Origin of the sequence: Mycobacterium sp. 20KCMC460, from assembly GCF_022179425.1 — a bacterium.
Lineage (GTDB): Bacteria > Actinomycetota > Actinomycetes > Mycobacteriales > Mycobacteriaceae > Mycobacterium > Mycobacterium kiyosense.
In genome coordinates, this window is sequence record NZ_AP025524.1 from 4,033,269 (window position 1) to 4,052,349 (window position 19,081).

Below are 19,081 nucleotides of genomic sequence, written 5' to 3' on the forward strand. Positions count from 1 at the left end.
GGCAGCGAGATGTCCCGGTGACCAGGATGCATCTTCCAATCCGGCACCGCGCGGGCCTATGTCGCTCGGTCAGCGGTTGCTCGACCTCGAGCGCCACGCCAGCCCTGTCGAGTCGATGTGGATCATCTTCGACCAGCACTACCGCAACAGCTATGTCTTTGGCGCCGCACTGTTTCCGCGGATGAAAGTACCGCAGGCATGGTATGACGCCGGCATCGCCCAATCCCAATCTTCGCGCTCTGGTCGGCGCGCCGTTCTACGCGGTGAAGATGGTGCTGTCCGACCTGGGCGGGTGCTGCGCGAGGACGGCAGCACGATTGCCGACACCCTGCTACTCGCGGGTGCCGACGACCATTACGTCCCGTTGCACCAACTGCAGCGCCAGGCCGCCAATCTCACCTCGGCACGCTCGCCGGTCACCACCCGATTGTTCACTGCCGCCGAACAAGCCGGCAATCACTGTCAGATCGGCAACATCGGCGCGTGCGTATCCGAAATACTGGCCTGGGTGGACAGCAAATGCGCTGTCAAGCAACCGGTTTGACCTACTCGGCAGCGCGCTTGGCCTCGACCTGCTTCTCCACCTCGCGCCAGAAACCAGGGGTGGGACGCGGTTGGCCGAACCCGCCTTTGCCGGCTTTGCTGATGATCGCGTCGGCTTCGTCGATCTCTTTCATCAGCTCCAAGGCGAATTCCCGCTCGGCGGCGTAGTACTTGGCCGCCCATCGCAGCGCGATCACCGAATACGCCCAAGCGGGTTCGACTTCCGCACCCTCAGCGTCCTCGACCGCTTTGCGATGCCTGGCTTCGGCGTAGGCCACGTAATCCTGCAGCTGCTCCTTGAGCCGGGTCGGGTTGCTCAGATGCCCGAACGTCACCCGCAGCAGCATGCTGTGCTTGAGCACCGGCGGGTCCAAGGGGGCGTTGTTGGTCCAGTCGGTGATCGCGGCCATCCCCGTCGGGGTGATCTTGTAGAGCCGCCTGCTGCGGGTGCCTTCGTCGCGCTCGACGCGCGAGGTGACCAGGCCGAGACTCTCCAGCTTCTTCAACTCGGTGTAGATCTGGCTGTAGGACGGACTCCAGTAGTAGAGGTCGACGCTCCAGTCGATCCACTTCTTGAGGTCGTAGCCGGAGACTTCTTCTTCGTAGGACATCATGCCCAGCAGCGCCCAGCTGGTCGCGGCGAGCGCCGCCTTGACCTTGTCGCTGGGCTGGTCCATCGCGCCAGATTAACAATTCGGCGCGGAGATGCGCCCTAGCCTGACCACTGGCCGGGACACCAAGTCGCGGCACAGGGCCGCGCCGACTGGTCACCGGTGCTGCTCTATGGTGACGGACATGGTGGATTCGTTTGCGTCGATGACAGATTCGCTGCCGGTGTACGAGTCACTGGCGGTGTCGGTGCGGCGGTTGATCGACGCGACAATCCGTACCGAGGTCAGCCACGACGTCATCGCTGCCGCGCGAGCCAAGATCGACAGCGTCACAAGCGAACTCAGCGCTGAGTTGATGCCCGGCACGTTCGGTGAACGCAGAGTCCAGGACGGCCAGGGCGTCGCATCGGGCAATGTCGTTATCGGCGTTCGCAACCCGTCTGCTCCCCCGTTGGTCGTCCACTACGAGAGCGACGGGTCGGCGTGGACCGAGTTCACGCTGGGGGCCGCCTTCGAAGGGCCAATGGGACATGTGCACGGCGGCGTTTCAGCCATGATCCTGGACCACGTGCTCGGGGCCACCGCGCACCAACCGGGACGGCCCGCCTACACCGGGACGCTGACCCTGCGCTATCACCGACGCACTCCGCTGCGGCAGCCGTTGCGCGCCGAGGCCTGGGTCGAAAGTCGGCAAGGTGTCAAGACTTTCGCGGCCGGCCAGATCAGCGACGCCGAGGGCGTCACGGTATCCGCCGAAGGTATCTTCATCCACCCGCGTGACAGCTGAACCGCAGACGAAGATGGTCGGGCCGGGCGGCTACGACTTCTGGCCGTTGGACAGCACCGCTCCCGCGGCGGCCGGCGCACCCCGGGCGACGACCACCGGCATCGACGTGCAGGCGTCGGTGCGCAGGATCGTGTGCACGACGTCGACGAGATCTTCCACGGGCATCAATTTGCCTGGCATGCAGCCTCGTGACACCCACAGCGGGTAGGCCTGCATCGTCAGCTCGCGGTCCCAGCCGGCGTTCATGCCGGTTTGCGCGTCGCCCTCGCCACCGGCGCACTCGCCCACGATCAAGTTGGTGAAGCCGATGTCGGGATGCTCGGCACGCCACGCCTCGACGAGCCGCTCCAAGGCCGCTTTGCTGACACCGTAGGCGCCCAGTCCCGGCCAGGGCGGACCGAACGTGCCCGCGTCCGAGGATAGAAATATGACTTTGCCTGCTGCTTTCTCGGCAGAAGCGGTGAGATGTGGCACGGCGGCCGCGGTGGCCAGCGCCGCACCGATGACGTTGGTGTCGAACACGCGCCGCCAGGTTGCGGCGTCGGTGTCAGCCAAGGGCACCAGCGGGCTGATCGCGGGTGTGTAGACGACGTTGTCGATGCCGCCCAGCGCATCGGCGGCAGCGTCGATGCCTGCGCGGGCCGATGCCTGGTCGGTCACGTCGCACTCCACGGCGACCGCCGCCGATCCGGCTTCATGCGCGGCGGTTTCGATGCGTTCACGCCGCCGGGCGAGCAACGCGACCTGATCGCCGCGCTTTGCCAAGCCGACACCAATACAGCGCCCCAACCCGCTCGAGGCTCCGATCACCACTGTTCTCGCCATATCGACCTCCGCAGCGAAGTGTGACACACCGGCCCAAGCGGCGGAGAACGGGGTTACCGTTTTCGGAGCATGCCGTTGCCCTAAACCCGGGGTCGACGCCGCACTCGCACTGCCCCGCGGGCACCGGCTCGCGTTTAACACCTGCGCCGTCGGGGTAAATCGTGTTGATACGCATGCGGGCCGACCATCTTAAGATCGCCACGCGAACGGCGTTGGCTGACAACATTTCTCGACACGGAGTGACGTTGGACGAATCCGAGACGGACCCGGTGGACCACTATCGGACCACCCGTAAGCACGCCGGCGAAGCCATCAAGAACGGCGCGAACGGGCCCGGAATCGCCGGGGTCGCCATCGGTGTCATCGCATTGGTCATCGGTTTGGCCGCCTTCGCCACCGGCCACGTCGCACCCGGAGCCGCGTCAGTCGCGCTGGCCCTGGTCGCCGGTGCCGCGGGGCTGATCTGGCTGCGACACACCCACCGCAAGGTTCGTGCCGCCGAACTTCGTTGGCACCAGGCACATTCCGACCGGCCGGCTCCCCCACCAGCCAGCTAAGTAGGCTGCAGCGTCCGGGTATACGGTGGGCCCATGAAATACCTACAGGTCGACGGAGTCGGACAGGTCAGCCGGATCGGTCTCGGGACGTGGCAGTTCGGCTCCCGCGAATGGGGTTACGGCGACGACTACGCCTCCGGCGCCGCCCGCGACATCGTCAAGCGCGCCCGCGCCCTCGGCGTGACACTGTTCGACACCGCCGAGGTATACGGGCTGGGCAAGAGCGAACGCATCCTGGGCGAAGCACTGGGCGACGAACGCGCCGACGTCGCGGTGGCCAGCAAGGTCTTCCCGGTCGCGCCGTTCCCCGCGATCATCAAGCAACGCGAACGCGCCAGCGCGCGCCGCCTGCAACTGGACCGCATCCCGCTGTACCAGATCCACCAACCCAACCCGCTGGTCCCCGACACGGTCATCATGCCCGGCATGCGCGACCTCCTCGACGACGGCAAGATCGGCGCGGCCGGCGTTTCGAACTATTCGCTGTCCCGCTGGCAGCAGGCCGACGCCGCCCTCGGCCGGCCCGTCATCAGCAACCAGGTGGAATTCTCGCTGGCCCGCCCGCGCGCGCTGGACCACATGGTGCCCTTCGCCGAGCGGGAGAACCGCATCGTGATCGCCTACAGCCCGCTGGCCCAAGGACTGCTCGGCGGCAAGTACGGCGTGGACAACCGGCCCGGCGGTGTGCGCTCGGTCAACCCGCTGTTCGGCACCGAGAACCTGCGCCGGATCGAGCCGCTGCTGCAGACGCTGCGCGACGTGGCCACCGAAGCCGGCGCCAAACCCGCGCAGGTCGCTCTGGCGTGGCCGATCAGCCTGCCCGGTGTGGTCGCCATCCCGGGTGCCTCCAGCGTGGAGCAGCTGGAGTTCAATGTGGCCGCCGCGGAGGTGGAGCTGAGCAACGAAGCGCGCGACGCGCTGACCGCCGCGGCCCGCGCGTTCCAGCCGGTCTCCGCGGGCCGGTTTCTCACCGAGCTGGTCCGTGAAAAGATCGGGCGTTAGCGCGAATTCGTCAGCGGCGCACGGTGCTGCAACTAGCGGCGCATGGCGCCGCGACTCAGCGGCGCCGTGAAGCCGCCGGTGTCGTCGAAGCCCGCCCAGTACCCGTCGTCGTCGACTTCCATGCGCCAGCCCGGCGCGTAACGACCCTCGATCACATCGGCGAACCAGCGGTGCGCCGCCTCAGCGGTATCGAAGTCACTGCACGCCACGACCGCTCCCCGCGGATCAATGGCCCGAAACACAGTCATTGTTGGCGGATAACCACTCGGCACGGCTTTCAACCACCGTGTCGACGGCCTACACCGTGCGCGCCAACCGGTCTGCCAGCAGTTCGGCGAAGCGTGCCGGGTCCTCCAAGGCGCCGCCCTCGGCAAGGAGCGCGGTGCCGTAGAGAAGTTCGGCGGTTTCGGCGACCGTGGCATCCTCAGGCCGGTCGGCGTGCGCCTGGCGCAGCCCGGTGACCAGCGGATGGTTCGGATTGAGTTCCAGGATCCGCTTGCCGACCGGGACCTCCTGCCCGGAGGCTTTGTAGAGCCGGGCGAGCGCCGGGGTGATGCCGAACGCGTCGGTGATCAGGCAGGCCGGCGACTCGGTGAGGCGGGTGGACAACCGCACTTCCTTGACGTGCTCGCTCAGCGTCTCCTTCAGCCAGCTCAGCAGGTCGGCGAATTCTTTCTGCTGCTCCTCCCGCTCGGCGGTCGAGGACTCTTCGTCACCGTCCAGATCGACCTCGCCCTTGGCCACCGACTGCAGCGGCTTGCCGTCGAACTCGGTGACCACGCCAACCCAGACCTCGTCGACCGGGTCGGTCAGCAGCAGCACTTCGTAGCCCTTGGCCTTGAACGCCTCCAGGTGCGGCGACTTGAGCAACTGCTGGCGCGACTCCCCGGTGGCGTAGAAGATCTGGGTCTGGCCTTCCTTCATCCGCGCGACATACTCGGCCAGCGTGGTGGGTTCCTCCTCGCTGTGCGTCGAGGCGAACGAGGACACCGCCAGCAGCGTCTCCTGGTTGTCGAAGTCCGACAGCAGGCCCTCCTTTAGGACCTTGCCGAATTGCGTCCAGAAGGTGCGGTAGTCCTCGGGCCGCTGCGCCTGAATCTCCTTGATCGTGGACAGCACCTTCTTGGTCAACCGCCGCCGGATCGCGTTGATCTGCCGGTCCTTCTGCAGAATTTCCCGAGACACGTTGAGCGACAAGTCCTGTGCGTCGACGACACCCTTGACGAAGCGCAGGTACTCCGGCATCAGTTCGTCGCAGTCGCCCATGATGAAGACGCGTTTGACGTACAGCTGCACCCCGGTCTTGGCGTCCCGGTTGAACAGGTCGAACGGCGCCTGGGACGGGATGAACAGCAGCGCCTGGTACTCGAAGGTGCCCTCCGCCTTCATCGCGATGACCTCGAGCGGGTCGTCCCAGGCATGCGCGATGTGCTTGTAGAACTCCTTGTACTCCTCCTCGGAGACCTCCTCTTTCGGGCGCGCCCACAGCGCCTTCATCGAGTTCAGCGTCTCGGTTTCGGTGACGACCTTTTCGGTGGTCTCCACGGGCTCCTCTTCGGAGCCCTCCCCCTCGGCACCCTCGACGGGCACCTGGATGCGGCGCTCGACCTCCATCCGGATGGGCCAGGCGATGAAGTCGGAGTACTGCTTGACCAGGCTTTTGAGCTTCCAGGGGGAGGTGTAGTCGTGCAGCTCGTCCTCGGCGTCTTCGGGCTTGAGGTGCAGGGTGACCGAGGTACCTTGCGGGGCGCCTTCGACGGCTTCGATGGTGTAGGTGCCCTCGCCGCTCGACTCCCACTTGGTGGCTTCGCTCTCGCCGGCCTTGCGGGTGAGCAGCTGGACCTTGTCGGCGACCATGAACGACGAGTAGAACCCGATGCCGAACTGGCCGATCAGCTCCTCGGATGCCTGCTCGTTCTGGGCGTTCTTGGCCTCCCGAAGCTGTTGGCGCAGTTCGGCGGTGCCCGACTTGGCCAGCGTTCCGATCAGGTCCACCACTTCGGCGCGGGTCATCCCGATGCCGTTGTCGCGGATGGTCAGCGTCCTGGCCTCTTTGTCAACCTCGATCTCGATGTGCAGATCCGAGGTGTCGACGTCTAAGTCCTTGTTACGCAAGGCTTCCAGCCGCAGCTTGTCCAACGCATCGGAGGCGTTGGAGATCAGTTCCCGTAGGAACGAGTCTTTGTTCGAATAAACCGAGTGGACCATCAAGTCCAGCAATTGCCGGGCCTCTGCCTGGAACTCCAGCTGCTCGACCTGCGCGTTCATGATTTTCCTTCCGACGAATCCGATCGCGTCCGAATTTAGACGAGACATCGATCGCGTTCACTACGGGGCGGGTTTTGGTTTGACAGCCACCAGGTCGGCGATGTGCGGGCAGTGGACGCCCTGGCGGTCGCGATGATCGATGCACCCGTGATCGGCGGATCTGGCGCGGTCTGCTGGTTATCGGCTCACGCCGCCGAGCATCGCGACGAGCGCGAACCGGTTTGGGTCACGGTGCGCCCGGACTGACCGGCGCCTGGATGAGCTGCAATGGCGTCGCGCTCCTTGCGTGGCGGTTCGCATCTGGTGGCCGGCTTCGGGGCATCCCCCGGCGCTCCCCGTCACGCGGCGCAGTCAGCAGATTCGTGGAAGTTGTTCACCCAGTTGGCGTTCGATGACCTGGGTGGTGCCGAAGGCGGTTCTGCCGACCACCATGCCCGGGTGCTCGGTGACCACGCGACCGATGATCGCGGCATCGGCGCCCTCCGGGCGTGACCGCATCGCCGCCAGCGCTGCTTCGCTGCTGTCCGGGTCGACGAACGCCACCATCTTGCCCTCGTTGGCAACCTGCAGCGGGTCCAGTCCCAAGAATGAGCAGGCCGACGAAACCGTCTCGGGAATAGGGATCTTCGCCAGTTCCAGCTCGACACCCACCGATGCCGCGCGGGCGAGCTCGACCAGCGATGCCACCAGTCCGCCCCGGGTGGGGTCGCGCAGCACGTGCACCGCGCTTCCGGCCGCGTCCAGGGTGGCGGCGACCAGCCGATGCAGCGGGGTGCTGTCGGTGGTGACCACGGTGCCGAAATCGATGCCCTCGCGCACACTCATGATCGCCACACCGTGCTCGCCGAGATTGCCCGAGACGATGATGTGATCGCCGGGACGTGCCCGCTCGGGCCCGATCTGCAGGCCCGGCGGGACCAGGCCGACACCGGCGGTATTGACGAAAAGCTGGTCCGCGCCACCCTTGGCCACCACCTTGGTGTCGCCGGTGACGATGTTCACCCCGGCCTGCGCCGCTGCCCTGCCCATGGTTTCGGCGACCACGCCGAGTACGTCGAGTTCCAGACCTTCTTCCAGGATGAACCCGGCGGTCAAACCGATTGGTTGCGCTCCGCTGCACGCCAAGTCGTTGATCGTGCCGTTGACCGCCAGGTTGCCGATGTTGCCGCCGGGAAAGAACAACGGTTGCACCACATAGGAATCCGTGGTCAGCGCGATACGTCCGCCCGCGACGTCGAGCAGGGCCGAGTCGCGCGTCGCACCCCGCGTACCACCGAACGCCGGCAGGAAGAGGTTCTCGATCAGTTCTTCCGACAGCACCCCGCCGCCACCATGGCCCAGGACGATGCGCCGGGTTTCGCGCAGCGGCAATGGACACACCCAGTCCGCGGGGTCGATCGCCACCGGGAATTCAGGCATGAGCCGAGGCTTCCAGCCGGCGGAACTGGTAGTAGGCCGCGCAGGCGCCTTCGCTGGACACCATGGTCGCCCCCAGCGGAGTACGGGGCGTGCAGGCAGTGCCGAATGCCGGGCACTGGTTGGGTTTGAGTAGACCCTGCAGCACTTCGCCGCTGTGGCAATCCGCGGACTCGGACACCCGCAGGTGGCCCACACCGAATTTGAGTTCGGCGTCGAATTGCGCGTAACGGGGCGACAGAGTCCAGCCGGACTTCGGGATCATGCCGATGCCCCGCCATTGCCGATCGGTCACCACGAACACGTCGGCGAGCGTCTGCTGCGCGACGGTGTTGCCCGCGGCGGTCACCGCGCGCGGGTAGGCGTTGCGCAACTCGGGGGTTCCGGCCTCGAGCAGGTCGACCACCTGGCGGACACCTTCCAGCAGGTCCAGGGGTTCGAATCCAGTGACCACAATCGGCACCCGGTATTGCTCGACCAGTGGGCCGTATTCGCCGGTGCCCATCACCGTGCAGACGTGCCCGGCGGCCAGGAAACCTTCGACCCGGTTGGTGGGCGAGCTCAGGATCGCCGTCATGGCCGGCGGTACCAGAACATGGGAGACCAGCATCGAGAAGTTGGCCAGCCCGAGCCGCTGGGCGTGCACCACGGCCATCGCGTTCGCCGGCGCCGTGGTCTCGAAGCCGACCCCGAAGAACACCACCTGTTTGTCGGGGTTGTCGACGGCTACCCGGGTGGCGTCCAGCGGTGAGTAGACGACTCGAACGTCGCCGCCGCGGGCGCGAACGCTGAACAGATCGTGGTGGCTGCCAGGCACCCGAAGCATGTCCCCGAACGAACAGAAGATCACGTCCTCGCGGGCGGCGATCTCCAGCGCGCGATCGATCATCTCCAGCGGCGTCACACAGACCGGACATCCCGGACCGTGGATGAATTCGACTGCCCCGTCCAGCAATTGGTCGATGCCGTTGCGGATGATCGAATGCGTCTGTCCACCGCAGACTTCCATGATGGTCCAGGTCCTGGTGGCCCGCTTCTTGATGTGGTCGACCAGGGTGCGGGCAGCGGCCGGATCCCGAAACTCGTCGAGGTATTTCATGCTGGCTCCCTGCTGCTTTGTCCTTGGTCTCCGGCCAACTCCTCGTCGAGCACCCCGAGTCCCTGGAACATCCGCAGGGTTTCGTTGGCCGATGCTTCGTCGAGCCGAGTGATGGCGAATCCGGCGTGCACGATCGCGTATTCACCGATCTGCAGGTCGGGCAAATAGGCCAGGCAGACCGTCTTGGTGGTGCCACCGAAGTCGACGGTGCACATGCGTGTTCCCGCCTCCTCCCAGGTGCGGACTACCCTGCCGGGAATTCCGAGACACATCGGCCGGCCCCCCTTTCCTGTCGCTGCGCCGCGATCACGGCCTGCCCGAGAGCCAGCCCGCCGTCGTTGCAGGGCAACACCGCATGCGTCAGCACGTCGAAACCATCGCTGACCAATCGGTCGCGCAGCCCCTCCCGCAGTAATCGGTTCACGAACACCCCGCCGGTCAGGCCGATGGTGCGGATTCCCGCTGCGGCCTGCTCGATCGCCCGCACCGTCGCTGCGATCACGGCGGTGTGGAATCCCGCGGCCAGATCGGCTGGTGCGACGCCGGCACGCAGTCCGGCGACCAACTCGGCGACCAACGGCCGCGGATCCAAAACGCCTGCCGTCACTGCGAATTCCATCGGTACCGGACTGCCGCGACGGGCCAGGTGCTCGAGTTCGATGGCCGCCTGTCCCTCGTAGGTCACCTCTTGGCAGACACCGAGCAGGCTAGCCACGGCGTCGAACAGCCGGCCCATGCTGCTGGTCGGGATGCACCCGATGCCGCGCGGAATCTGTTGAGCCAGCACATGCCGGGACGCATCGCTCATCTCGTGGACGGCCGGAATGTCCGGCGCCCAGTCGATCCCGGCCCGGTGCAGCAGATCCAGTGCGATCCGGCCGGGCCGACGTACCGCGCCGTCGGCGCCCGGCAGTGCGAACGGCAGCAGGTGGCCGACCCGGGTGAACGACGCCGGATCGGTGATCATCAGCAGTTCACCGCCCCAGACGCTGCCATCGGTGCCGTAGCCGGTGCCGTCGAAGGCGACGGCGAGCATCGCGGTGCCGAGTAGGCCGTGTTCGGCCAGCAGCGACACCGCATGGGCGTGGTGATGCTGCACCTGCACGACCGGCTTATCTTGGCGCCGCGCCCAACTGGTGGTCGCGTAGCCAGGGTGCAGGTCGCACGCGATCAGCTCGGGACGGCGTTCGGTCATGAAAGACAGGTGATCCAAAGCCGATTCGAAGCAGCTCTGGGTCCGTGGGTCGGCCATGTCCCCCAAATGCGACGACAGGTGCGCGTGCCCGTCGGGGGACATCAGACAGAACGTGGTCTTGAGGTCGCCGCCGGTGGCCAGGATCGTTGCCCCGGCAGCCGCCGCGGGCGTCGCCACCGGTAGCGGGGCGTAGCCGCGGGAACGCCGGATCGGCACCATTGCGCCGTTGCCGTCCAGCGTCAGCACTGAATCCTCGCAGGGCACGTGGATGGGACGATCATGGGTGAGCACCGCGTCGGCCAGCCCGTCGATCCAATCCAGGTCAGCGTCGCGGAAGACGATGGGTGACCCGGAGTTGTTGGCGGAGGTCATCACCAGCGGCACCGAGCCGAGCCGGTCGAACAGCAGGTGGTGCAGTGGCGAATACGCCAGCATCACGCCGATTTCGGACAGCCCGGGCGCCACCCCGACCAGCATCACGTCGTCGTGGGCGGGCAACAACACGAGGGGTGCGGCCGGAGACCCCAGTAAGCTGGCCGCCTGCTCATCGACCCGGCAGATCCGTCGCGCGCCGGCGATATCGGCAACCATCACCGCAAAAGGCTTGGCGGGCCGGTTTTTCCGACGCCGCAGCGTTGCGACCGCGGCGGCATCGTTGGCGCGGCAGGCCAGATGAAACCCGCCGATCCCCTTGAGTGCGACGATCAATCCGTTGTCGATCGCCGTTGCGGCGGCCTGCAGTGGATCGTCCGCGCCCGGCCCGTGCCAGGACAGGGTGGGGCCGCAGTCCGGGCACGCGATGGTCTGCGCGTGGAATCGGCGGTCGGTGGGGTCGCGGTATTCGGTCGCACACCGCGCGCACATGGGAAACTGCGCCATGGTGGTCATCGGCCGGTCGTAGGGCAGGTCGGTGATCACGGTGTAGCGCGGACCGCAGTTGGTGCAGGTGATGAAGGGATGGCCGTAGCGGCGATCGGCGGGATCGCGCAGTTCACGCAGGCAGTCGTCGCACACGGCGATGTCGGGCGGCACCAAGGTGCGGCGCTCATCGCCGCTCTGGCTGCCCAGGATCCGGAATCCGGATTCCCCCATCGGCGGCAGCGCGGTGGTCCGGATCGCGTCGATGCGCGCCATCGGCGGATGGTCGACCGTGATCGCACGCAGCGCAGCGTCGACCCGTTCGGGCGGGCCTTCGAACTCGCAATGCACCGACCCCGCGTCGTTGTAGACACACCCGGATAAGCCATGACGTGCGGCGATGCGCGCGACGGCGGGGCGGAAGCCGACGCCTTGAACCACGCCGAGAATGTCGAGCCGCAACCGCACGCCACGCACCGTGTCACTTCGACTGCCCATCCGAACCTCCTGAGCAGTGACAGACTTCCGCGCTTTCAGGGCTGTCGGCGCGGGTTGTCTACTTCAGGCTAGACCTGGCCCGGAGGCGCCGACAATCATGATCGCGTGCAAAAAGTCTGCGCTACTTCGCGACACCACCGGCTCTGTGCGGGCAGCATTGTGTGGTGCCCGAATCGTCGTTGCTGTCCGGCGGGCGGCAGTCAGCGGTCAGGGGTCCAGGTGTCAGGAAAGAAGGTTGAGCAATGGGTAGATTCCATCGGCACGACGACGGCACGGTGCACAGTCACGCCGACGCCGACCACGACCACCATGATGGCCACGGCGACCACAGTGGCTATGCGACCGGCGCGCAGCGTATCGAAGTGCTGGAGTCGATCTTCGCCGAGAACGACACCCGGGCCGATATCAATCGGAAAGCTTTCGAACACAACGGAATTCGGGCGCTCAACCTGATGAGCTCGCCGGGTTCCGGCAAAACCACGGTGCTGGCCGCCACCCTCGACGAACTGGCCGGCGACCTGTCTGTCGGCATCATCGAGGGCGACATCGCCACCGATCTGGACGCCGCCAAACTCGGCGGCCGGGGCGCGCAGATCTCGCTACTGAACACCGACAACGGATTCGGCGGCGAGTGTCACCTGGATGCCCCGATGGTCAACCGCGCACTGCAGGGGCTGGACCTGACGCAGCTGGACCTGGTGATCATCGAGAACGTCGGAAACCTGGTCTGCCCCGCCGAGTTCGACGTCGGCGAACACGCCAAGGCGATGGTGTACTCGATCGCCGAAGGTGAGGACAAGCCGCTGAAATATCCGGTGATGTTCCGAGCCGTCGACGTGGTATTGCTGAACAAGATCGACCTGGTACCCCACCTCGACGCCGACGTGGCCACCTACATCGGGCACATCCGGCAGGTCAACCCGACGGCGACAATACTGCCGGTGAGCGCACGCACCGGCGAAGGGATGGCTTCGTGGTTCGAATGGGTGCGACAATTCGCGAGTTAGCAGGCTTGCTCGCGCTTTTGCTCCATCAGCTGCAGACTTTGCGGCGCACTGCTGTGCACGGCCACCAGATCGTCGAGCCCGCACGCCGTGACGACACGGCGAACCGATGGCAGCTGACTGACCAGACAAAGGTCGATACCGCGTTCACGGCAGCTGACCGCCTCGTCTGCCAGAGCCAGATATGAGGAGCACGACATGAAGTCCACGCCGTTCACATCGACGATGAAAAGCTGAGGGGCGGTGGCGAACGACGCCGCCTCCGCCAGCAGCACCCGCCAGGTCTCGTCGTTGTAGGCATCGATCTCGCCGCCGACGTAAACGATCACCGCCGAGCTGAAACCCTGGACAGCAGCGCGCAGCGTGCTTTGCTCTGCGCCGAGTTCGGCGACCAAGCGCGGGCTCAGTCGCAATGGCGCTGCAAACACTTCGCTCGCGGCAAGGCTCATGCTGCGCTCCTCATCGACTTGATTCTGCGGAAACCGCATCGGAAACCTGACGGGGTTTAGCCACAATCAGGATGGTTGAAACAACTTGACAACGCTTCGGCCACCGCGTCGTCACGCGGGGCCGGGCTGCGAGTCAGCTGGCCTGGCTTAATACGTAGCTGTTGGGCGGGCAGTCGTCGAAGCGCAGGCAGACTGTGGTGCCGTCGGGCCGTCCATCGATGGTGCACTTGTCCGCCAGCGCACGCATCAACAGAATGCCCCGACCGCGCACCGCGTTCGGAGCGGGAGCGGTGTTGCTGGGCTCAATCCAGCGCCCGTGGTCGCTGATGTAGATCCCGAGCTGGGTCGTCGCCGGTCGATAAGTGATTCGTAACGTCATGGACCCCACCTGACCGACCACCCGGTAGGCGTGGTCGGCGCAATTGGAAAGCGCTTCGTCGGTCGCCAGCAGAATGTCGGCGGCACGGTCTTCGTCGAGTTCCAGATGGAGGTTCAGCCAGTCGCTGAGATCTTGGCGGAACTTCGCCACGGTGTAGGCGTCGGCATTTCCGGTATGCATCACCCCGAGTTCGCCGGCTTCAGCAAAGCCGACTTGATCGTAGGATGTCATACCGCTCACGCGCTTTCGGCTACCCGATTGCTCGTTCGGATACACCTGGATGTGACCAGTGCCCTACCAACCGTTACGTAGCCGCGCCATTTCGGGCTCCGGTACGCCTCAGCTCTTGACGCCGACCGTCAGTAGATCTGAGATCAGCTGGGTCCACAGCGGCCGCCGGATGCGGTGCTGGTCGCTGACGGTGAAACCGGCATCCTCGAACATCTTGCGCATCTTGGCCGGGGACGGATTGTGCTGCGGCATCCAGCGGTCGGGCGGCTGGAACGGCTGCCGACTGCTCAGGGTGGCTACTGCCACCAAGCCCCCGGGCGCCAGCACGCGGTGGAATTCGCTCAGGGCCGCCGGCTGGTCGAAGAAATGAAACGCCGAGGTGGATACGACGGCGTCCAGAGCACCGTCCTGAAACGGCAGCTGTTCAGCGGGGGCTCGCTTCCACTGCACCCGGGTGGACTTGGCGCGAGCCTGGTTGAGCATGCCTTCGGACATGTCGATGCCGTAGATCTCGTCGGGTTGCAGTTCCCGCTCGATCCGGCCGCTGAGAATGCCGGTGCCGCAGGCGACGTCCGCGATCCGGCGCGCGCCGTGGGCGCGCAGTTGCGCGATTACCTCGTCGTGCGGCGGCCGATACACCCAGCGCTGCAGGAATGGCAGGTCATAGGCCGGCGAGAGGAAGCTCCACAGCGACGTCACCGCGCCGTTGAGCGTGCGTCGTGGTGCGCTCACTGGCCCAGGATCGAGGTGTAGTAGATGGTGTCGGCCATCGTCACTGAATCGTGGGTGGGCGGGACAACTCCAAGACCGCTGTCGGCCAGCAACTGGCTCATCTCGGTGCCCTCCGAGCGCCAACCCAGAGTTTCCAGGTAGTCAGCAACGTCCTTGCGCTCGCCCTCGAAGCCGAGTTCGCCCCAATCCAGATCGAATCCGTGCTCACGCCACTTCGCGGTGGACCTGCGCATCATCTCCCGCGCCTGTTCGGCGTCGCGCTGCGGCCGGCGCGGGATGGCTTCCAGCGCCAATCGGCTGCCCGGGGCGCTGAGCGAGGTGATGTTGTCCATCAGCTGGTCCTGTGCCTCTGGCGGCAGGTAGCCCAGCAGCCCCTCGGCGATCCAAGCGGTCGGGCGCTCGGTGTCCAGGCCCGCCCGGCGCAGGGCCGTCGGCCAGTCCTGACGCAGGTCGATGGCGACGGTGCGCAGGTCAGCGGTGGGAGTGGCGCCCAGACCCGCCAAGGTCACGGTCTTGAACTCGATGACCTCCGGCTGGTCGATCTCGAACACTTTCGTGTCGGCGGGCCACTCCAACCGGTATGCGCGGGCGTCCAGTCCGGAGGCCAGGATGACGGCTTGGCGGATACCGGCCTGCGCGGCTTTCTGGAAGAACGAGTCGAAGAACCGGGTTCGCGCGGCCATGGCGTCGGGCATGTGCGCGAGTTTCCAGCTCGACTCGTCGTCGTCGACGTCGTCGGCCCGGAGTTCACCGGTGACCCAGCGAGTGAAGAAATCCACTCCGACGGCGCGGACCAGCGGCTCGGCGAATTGGTCGTTGATGACTGCGTGATCGGACTTGGTCGCAATTGCGCGGGCCGCGGCCACCAGGGTCGCGGTTGCGCCCACGCTGGTAGCTAGATCCCAGGTGTCGTTTTCGGTGCGTGGCACGGCAACTCTCCAAAATCGGAAATAGAATACTTAGCTAGTTTAACACTTAGCTAGATTAATGACCGTGCCGTCAAGCCGGCTCCCACCGGTTCACCCCTCCCACCCATCGTCGCCGCGCCGAGCCCCGGGCGACGAGGTCGATTGTGCTACCGGCGCATCCCGGATGCGGAATCCGGGAAAGTGCCTGAAACAACGTCCGTTGACTTCGCCGGCAGCGCGCTTACCTGAACCGCAATCCTCGCCTGCGCTCCCACAGAACGGCCAGCATGGTTCCCCCGATCCACACCATCGTGGCGAACCCGAGATGCACGAAACTCTTTGTGTCACGGCCTAATACCGGTCCGATCGCGGCGGGCAACTTCGTCCACAACACCCGGTGTTCGACGCCGCCCATCGGGTCGGCCACGTAGTAGAGCGCGTACGGCAACGTGATCGCCGCCAGCCAGGCGGTGGTGCGACGCGGATTACTGCGATGGCGCCAACGCCGCAGCAGCGGCTCGGCCGGCACTGGATTGAGCACCGATACCACGTTCCCCACCCCCAGCCACGACACGATGGGCACCGCGACATTGGGAATGGTCATGGCCAACTGCGGCACCCCTTCCTTGGATACCGTCAGCACAGCCGCCACCGCCAAGGTGGGCAACCCGACGATCACGATCAGGGCCAGGTTCTTGATCAGCAGAATCCGCCACAGCGGCACTCCGTCGGAGAGACCCCGCGCGACTCGGTAGTGGTCGGCACCGAGCATGTTCGTAGTGGTGACGTCGGCGAGGATGAACGACGAAAAATAGGTACTGACCAGCACCACCCAATCGAGTTGGTGGTGGTGGAAGTGCCGGCCGGGCGGGTGACCGTGGCCAACCGTCAGTGGCTGCACCGACAACCAGACGACGGCCAGGACCAGATTGGCCACGACACCGGACAGCCAGGTCCACGGCGGGTGAAAGGCCCAGCGGACCTCGGCGCCCACCGCCGGCAGCAGGGGCCGCGCGAAGTCCTTGGCCGCTCGCCGCGCCGCGTCGGGACGCGGCGCGGCGGCACGGGCAAGTGCCCGCAAAGCCATGCGGGTGCGTTCGCCCGATTCGGTCATTTCGGAGGTCTCCCAGTCAGCGGTGGGTGGGGTTCGCGAGCAATGATGCCTCGATTGTGTACGCCGGGCGCTCCAAAAACGCTGATTCGGTTGATATTTGGCACTCGCACCGGCCCCCGACGGCGGTTCAAAAGTTACACCTCGCGCAGTCACACGCGATTCATAGCCAAGCTAACTAGATTGCGAATGTGAGCCGGATTCCACGGCTTTCACCAAGAGAACAGGCGAGGGACCATGAACCTGAAACAGCTGGCAGCAGGGCTGACCATCGCCGGGGCGCTGAGCGCAGCGGCAATGGGAGGAGCGGGTTTGGCAAGCGCTGACCCGCCGCCGAATCACGGAGGCCAGGGTGCGCCGGGCGCACCGGGCGGCGCTCCCGGCGCACACGGCGGGGGTCCGGGCGGGCAATTCGCCGGGCACGGCCCAGGCGGCCCCGGCGGACAGCCGCCGGCCAACCACGGGCCCGGCGGTCCGGGCGGACCCGGCGGCCCGGGTGGTCCCGGCGGTCCGGGCGGACCCGGTGGCCCGGGTGGCCCCGCACCGTGGCGCGGCGACGCCCAGCGCGGTTACTTCCACGGGGCACCGTGGGGCAACGGGGCCGCACCCTGGGGTTTCGGCGCTCCACCGCGCCCAGCCTGGGGCGGACCCCTTCCGCCGCCCGGCGGGCGATGGATGGGCGGACCCATCAACTACTGGGGTTTCCAGGAGACGCCGATCTGGAATCCCGGGTTCAACCAGTGGGGTTTCTGGCTCTTCGGGGTATGGATTCCGCTGTAGCACCCGGTAGGGGCTCGAGTTGGTGAGCGTGCCGCGGCGTTCTCGTGGATGCTTGGGGGTGCAAGCCATCGCCTCCGCCGAAGGAGACCATCGTGCCGTTCGCCGGCGGTGAGGAACATCGCAGTGCACCTGGCGGTCGCACGATCAGGCCTGGACGATCCTCGCCGCGCAGACGGTGCGGATTCGCCATCGTGCTGTGCGCCGTGCTCTGCGGATGCAACCACATCGTCGCCGGTACCCCTACGGTCGCGGCACGAGGCGGGGCCGGCCCCACCGGACCGATCCAACCGTCGCAACTGGTGGATCTGCTGACGGCATCCGGTGCCATCTCGGTGGTCAACAACAGCCCGCTGACCGAAGACGACATGCAGTCCGCACTCTTCGTCGGCGCCGACCCTGCGCAATGCCACGGCGCGGTGGCGTTTGGCCGCTATCCCTTATTTCCCTCGAACTACACCGGCCGCGAAGCGCGCACGCAGCAGGACCACCAACCGGATCAGCACCAACTGCTGGAGGCATCCGCGACCTATCCGGCCAACTTCGACGCCCCCGGGTTTCTCAACTCGGTGCGCAAGACGGTGTCCGGGTGCCAGCGCCCCGTCACCGCCTGGGGCGACGACGGCCGCAAGATGACCGTGAACCCGGGACCGTTGGCCGCGACCTCCCCCGAAGTCGCCCAGTGGACCACCGATCTTTCCGGTCAGCGGTGGGTCTGCGAATTCGCGGTGATCGCCAAGGCCAACGTGGTCTCGCAGATCGTCGGCTGCTCGCCCGACCGTACCGTCGATGTCACAGCACTGGTCCTCAAGCGGCTCAAGAAGATCGACGAGCTGCTGAAGTCCACATCGTGACGGCCGCACCCGTCAGCGGGCACCGCGTCCCGTCTGCTGCTGTAACTCGTCGATGAGTTCCGAGGCTTTCGCCTTGGTCAAATCGCCGGGGACGTCGCGTCCAGCCTCCTGCGCCAACGTCTCCAGATAGCTGCGCTGCGGTCCGGTCATCGGCTCGTCGCCGGTGACCCACTCGGACGTGTCCTTCTCCGGGTTTTCTCGCGGCGCCTGCCGCCGGTCGTCATTCACGTCATCCACCTCACCACGAGTAGATAACCGTCGCACATCCGTTCGAAACATTGGGCTCAGAGCCCGGCTAATCCGACCGCAAGCAGAACGCAGCCCACTCCGGCAAGCAGCGCGGCCACCTCGATCCGGCGGCGCGACCCGACCCAGTTGTTCAGCGCAGTCATCGTCCGGCGGGTGGTCTCCGGCGCCAGCAGGCACGCCACGAACGAGATCTCGACCATCGCGAACGCGGTGATGTTGAACACCAGGAGCGCCGCGACCTGGGTCATCGCCGCTGCACCGGAGGTCAGGATGACAGCCAGCGCGGCCAGGTAATCCACCGATGGCAACGCGATACCGAGCCCGGCCACCGCCGCCACCCACAGCGACGGTCCGGTCAGCAGGTGCCGAAACCGCGCCGGCAACTTCTGGATAGGACTGGCCCGTTCGGCGTCGCCGGGTTTCCCCGGGAAACCACCGCGAACGCGGCCCACCGCGACGGTGACGACCAGCACCGCAGCGACAAGCACAGCCAGCGCACCAATCAGGATCTGGACTCTGGGACCGGTCAGCTGACCGGAGGCGACCAAGCGTCTGCGCAGCACGAAAATCACCGACAGACCCACCGTCATCCCCATCGCGAACCCCCCGCTGAGGAACGCGAGCAGCTGCAGCGCCGGACGGCGCCGGTTGAGCATGAGTACCGTCATGGCGATCCGGAACGGTTCGAGGCTCACCGCGACAGCCATCACCAGAATAGGAACCCACAT

At 66.2% G+C, this 19,081-nt stretch carries 23 protein-coding genes and 1 pseudogene; 9 read left to right on the plus strand and 15 right to left on the minus strand.

Annotated elements, in window-relative coordinates; genetic code table 11:
* Window positions 1-58: 58 nt before the first annotated feature.
* Together MKCMC460_RS18695 and MKCMC460_RS18700 are read left to right on the plus strand one after the other, a co-directional pair.
* Window positions 59-296 (plus strand): annotated as a pseudogene (locus MKCMC460_RS18695) (3-ketosteroid-delta-1-dehydrogenase); the annotation flags it as partial.
* Entirely contained in the window at window positions 293-544 is a 252-nt protein-coding gene (locus tag MKCMC460_RS18700) for a hypothetical protein (RefSeq protein ID WP_236982418.1), read from the plus strand. The pseudogene MKCMC460_RS18695 and the gene MKCMC460_RS18700, both read left to right, overlap by 4 nt.
* A gap of 1 nt (window position 545) precedes the next feature.
* On the opposite strand, the gene MKCMC460_RS18705 is transcribed toward MKCMC460_RS18700, so the two are convergent.
* Window positions 546-1,220, minus strand: coding sequence for a PadR family transcriptional regulator (locus tag MKCMC460_RS18705; RefSeq protein ID WP_236982416.1), 675 nt, complete (start codon window positions 1,218-1,220; stop codon window positions 546-548).
* Window positions 1,221-1,338: 118 nt separating this feature from the next.
* On the opposite strand from MKCMC460_RS18705, the gene MKCMC460_RS18710 reads away from it, so the two are divergent.
* Window positions 1,339-1,941, plus strand: coding sequence for a PaaI family thioesterase (locus tag MKCMC460_RS18710; RefSeq protein ID WP_236982414.1), 603 nt, complete (start codon window positions 1,339-1,341; stop codon window positions 1,939-1,941).
* A gap of 30 nt (window positions 1,942-1,971) precedes the next feature.
* Here MKCMC460_RS18710 and MKCMC460_RS18715 read toward each other — a convergent pair whose 3' ends face one another.
* The gene (locus MKCMC460_RS18715; protein WP_236984005.1) at window positions 1,972-2,754 is read right to left on the minus strand and encodes an SDR family oxidoreductase; all 783 of its coding nucleotides are present in this window, start codon (window positions 2,752-2,754) and stop codon (window positions 1,972-1,974) included.
* A 251-nt stretch (window positions 2,755-3,005) separates the two neighbouring features.
* On the opposite strand from MKCMC460_RS18715, the gene MKCMC460_RS18720 reads away from it, so the two are divergent.
* Window positions 3,006-3,323, plus strand: a complete 318-nt coding sequence (locus MKCMC460_RS18720) for a hypothetical protein (protein WP_236982412.1) — start codon at window positions 3,006-3,008, stop codon at window positions 3,321-3,323.
* Window positions 3,324-3,356: 33 nt separating this feature from the next.
* Window positions 3,357-4,325 (plus strand): aldo/keto reductase, encoded by a 969-nt coding sequence (locus MKCMC460_RS18725; protein ID WP_236982410.1) that lies wholly within the window; start codon window positions 3,357-3,359, stop codon window positions 4,323-4,325.
* A 32-nt stretch (window positions 4,326-4,357) separates the two neighbouring features.
* On the opposite strand, the gene MKCMC460_RS18730 is transcribed toward MKCMC460_RS18725, so the two are convergent.
* Window positions 4,358-4,573, minus strand: a complete 216-nt coding sequence (locus tag MKCMC460_RS18730; RefSeq protein WP_236982408.1) for a hypothetical protein — start codon at window positions 4,571-4,573, stop codon at window positions 4,358-4,360.
* A 49-nt stretch (window positions 4,574-4,622) separates the two neighbouring features.
* Window positions 4,623-6,593 (minus strand): molecular chaperone HtpG, encoded by a 1,971-nt coding sequence (gene htpG / locus MKCMC460_RS18735; protein ID WP_236982406.1) that lies wholly within the window; start codon window positions 6,591-6,593, stop codon window positions 4,623-4,625.
* Window positions 6,594-6,704: 111 nt separating this feature from the next.
* On the opposite strand from htpG, the gene MKCMC460_RS31420 reads away from it, so the two are divergent.
* Window positions 6,705-6,839 (plus strand): hypothetical protein, encoded by a 135-nt coding sequence (locus MKCMC460_RS31420; protein ID WP_255731163.1) that lies wholly within the window; start codon window positions 6,705-6,707, stop codon window positions 6,837-6,839.
* Between the two features lie 105 nt (window positions 6,840-6,944).
* Here the strand turns inward: MKCMC460_RS31420 and hypE are convergent, their stop codons facing one another.
* Genes hypE through hypF form a run of 4 tightly spaced genes read right to left on the minus strand, consistent with a single transcriptional unit; the run spans window position 6,945 to window position 11,659 of the window.
* Entirely contained in the window at window positions 6,945-8,012 is a 1,068-nt protein-coding gene (gene hypE / locus MKCMC460_RS18740; RefSeq protein ID WP_236982404.1) for a hydrogenase expression/formation protein HypE, read from the minus strand.
* Window positions 8,005-9,108 (minus strand): hydrogenase formation protein HypD, encoded by a 1,104-nt coding sequence (gene hypD / locus MKCMC460_RS18745; RefSeq protein WP_236982402.1) that lies wholly within the window; start codon window positions 9,106-9,108, stop codon window positions 8,005-8,007. Before hypD ends, hypE begins: the two co-directional genes overlap by 8 nt.
* Entirely contained in the window at window positions 9,105-9,380 is a 276-nt protein-coding gene (locus tag MKCMC460_RS18750) for a HypC/HybG/HupF family hydrogenase formation chaperone (RefSeq protein WP_238304682.1), read from the minus strand. Before MKCMC460_RS18750 ends, hypD begins: the two co-directional genes overlap by 4 nt.
* Window positions 9,353-11,659 carry a carbamoyltransferase HypF gene (hypF, locus tag MKCMC460_RS18755; RefSeq protein ID WP_238304683.1) on the minus strand — a complete coding sequence of 769 codons (2,307 nt, stop codon included), beginning with the start codon at window positions 11,657-11,659 and terminating at the stop codon, window positions 9,353-9,355. Before hypF ends, MKCMC460_RS18750 begins: the two co-directional genes overlap by 28 nt.
* Window positions 11,660-11,901: 242 nt before the next feature.
* Between hypF and hypB the strand changes: the two genes are divergently transcribed.
* Complete coding sequence (gene hypB, locus MKCMC460_RS18760) at window positions 11,902-12,666, plus strand: hydrogenase nickel incorporation protein HypB (RefSeq protein WP_236982400.1); 765 nt, start codon at window positions 11,902-11,904, stop codon at window positions 12,664-12,666.
* Here hypB and MKCMC460_RS18765 read toward each other — a convergent pair.
* The 5 genes from MKCMC460_RS18765 to MKCMC460_RS18785 form a co-directional block, all read right to left on the minus strand.
* Window positions 12,663-13,112 (minus strand): anti-sigma factor antagonist, encoded by a 450-nt coding sequence (locus MKCMC460_RS18765; RefSeq protein WP_238304684.1) that lies wholly within the window; start codon window positions 13,110-13,112, stop codon window positions 12,663-12,665. The two genes, hypB and MKCMC460_RS18765, sit on opposite strands and share 4 nt — an antisense overlap.
* A gap of 133 nt (window positions 13,113-13,245) precedes the next feature.
* Complete coding sequence (locus tag MKCMC460_RS18770; RefSeq protein ID WP_236982390.1) at window positions 13,246-13,722, minus strand: ATP-binding protein; 477 nt, start codon at window positions 13,720-13,722, stop codon at window positions 13,246-13,248.
* 108 nt (window positions 13,723-13,830) lie between these two features.
* Window positions 13,831-14,454: a class I SAM-dependent methyltransferase gene (locus MKCMC460_RS18775; protein WP_236982388.1), complete on the minus strand. Its 624-nt coding sequence runs from the start codon at window positions 14,452-14,454 to the stop codon at window positions 13,831-13,833.
* Window positions 14,451-15,383: a class I SAM-dependent methyltransferase gene (locus MKCMC460_RS18780; RefSeq protein WP_236982386.1), complete on the minus strand. Its 933-nt coding sequence runs from the start codon at window positions 15,381-15,383 to the stop codon at window positions 14,451-14,453. The genes MKCMC460_RS18775 and MKCMC460_RS18780 overlap by 4 nt, the downstream gene beginning before the upstream one ends.
* Before the next feature lie 220 nt (window positions 15,384-15,603).
* Window positions 15,604-16,476 (minus strand): hypothetical protein, encoded by an 873-nt coding sequence (locus MKCMC460_RS18785; RefSeq protein ID WP_236982384.1) that lies wholly within the window; start codon window positions 16,474-16,476, stop codon window positions 15,604-15,606.
* A gap of 234 nt (window positions 16,477-16,710) precedes the next feature.
* On the opposite strand from MKCMC460_RS18785, the gene MKCMC460_RS18790 reads away from it, so the two are divergent.
* Window positions 16,711-17,253 (plus strand): chitin-binding protein, encoded by a 543-nt coding sequence (locus tag MKCMC460_RS18790; protein WP_236982382.1) that lies wholly within the window; start codon window positions 16,711-16,713, stop codon window positions 17,251-17,253.
* A 188-nt stretch (window positions 17,254-17,441) separates the two neighbouring features.
* A complete protein-coding gene (locus MKCMC460_RS18795; RefSeq protein ID WP_370653190.1) occupies window positions 17,442-18,104 on the plus strand; it encodes a sensor domain-containing protein in 663 nt (220 codons plus the stop codon).
* Window positions 18,105-18,116: 12 nt separating this feature from the next.
* Here the strand turns inward: MKCMC460_RS18795 and MKCMC460_RS18800 are convergent, their stop codons facing one another.
* Together MKCMC460_RS18800 and MKCMC460_RS18805 are read right to left on the minus strand one after the other, a co-directional pair.
* The gene (locus MKCMC460_RS18800) at window positions 18,117-18,332 is read right to left on the minus strand and encodes a DUF3072 domain-containing protein (RefSeq protein ID WP_236982378.1); all 216 of its coding nucleotides are present in this window, start codon (window positions 18,330-18,332) and stop codon (window positions 18,117-18,119) included.
* Between the two features lie 56 nt (window positions 18,333-18,388).
* A complete protein-coding gene (locus MKCMC460_RS18805; RefSeq protein ID WP_236982376.1) occupies window positions 18,389-19,081 on the minus strand; it encodes a GAP family protein in 693 nt (230 codons plus the stop codon).

Coding starts and splice junctions, on each gene's coding strand:
- MKCMC460_RS18705 (WP_236982416.1), bottom strand. CDS start 1,220: ATGGACCAGCCCAGCGACAAGGTCAAGGCGGCGCTCGCCGCGACCAGC.
- MKCMC460_RS18710 (WP_236982414.1), top strand. CDS start 1,339: ATGGTGGATTCGTTTGCGTCGATGACAGATTCGCTGCCGGTGTACGAG.
- MKCMC460_RS18725 (WP_236982410.1), top strand. CDS start 3,357: ATGAAATACCTACAGGTCGACGGAGTCGGACAGGTCAGCCGGATCGGT.
- MKCMC460_RS18730 (WP_236982408.1), bottom strand. CDS start 4,573: ATGACTGTGTTTCGGGCCATTGATCCGCGGGGAGCGGTCGTGGCGTGC.
- htpG (WP_236982406.1), bottom strand. CDS start 6,593: ATGAACGCGCAGGTCGAGCAGCTGGAGTTCCAGGCAGAGGCCCGGCAA.
- hypE (WP_236982404.1), bottom strand. CDS start 8,012: ATGCCTGAATTCCCGGTGGCGATCGACCCCGCGGACTGGGTGTGTCCA.
- hypD (WP_236982402.1), bottom strand. CDS start 9,108: ATGAAATACCTCGACGAGTTTCGGGATCCGGCCGCTGCCCGCACCCTG.
- MKCMC460_RS18750 (WP_238304682.1), bottom strand. CDS start 9,380: ATGTGTCTCGGAATTCCCGGCAGGGTAGTCCGCACCTGGGAGGAGGCG.
- hypF (WP_238304683.1), bottom strand. CDS start 11,659: ATGGGCAGTCGAAGTGACACGGTGCGTGGCGTGCGGTTGCGGCTCGAC.
- hypB (WP_236982400.1), top strand. CDS start 11,902: ATGGGTAGATTCCATCGGCACGACGACGGCACGGTGCACAGTCACGCC.
- MKCMC460_RS18765 (WP_238304684.1), bottom strand. CDS start 13,112: ATGAGCCTTGCCGCGAGCGAAGTGTTTGCAGCGCCATTGCGACTGAGC.
- MKCMC460_RS18770 (WP_236982390.1), bottom strand. CDS start 13,722: ATGACATCCTACGATCAAGTCGGCTTTGCTGAAGCCGGCGAACTCGGG.
- MKCMC460_RS18785 (WP_236982384.1), bottom strand. CDS start 16,476: ATGACCGAATCGGGCGAACGCACCCGCATGGCTTTGCGGGCACTTGCC.
- MKCMC460_RS18790 (WP_236982382.1), top strand. CDS start 16,711: ATGAACCTGAAACAGCTGGCAGCAGGGCTGACCATCGCCGGGGCGCTG.
- MKCMC460_RS18805 (WP_236982376.1), bottom strand. CDS start 19,081: ATGTGGGTTCCTATTCTGGTGATGGCTGTCGCGGTGAGCCTCGAACCG.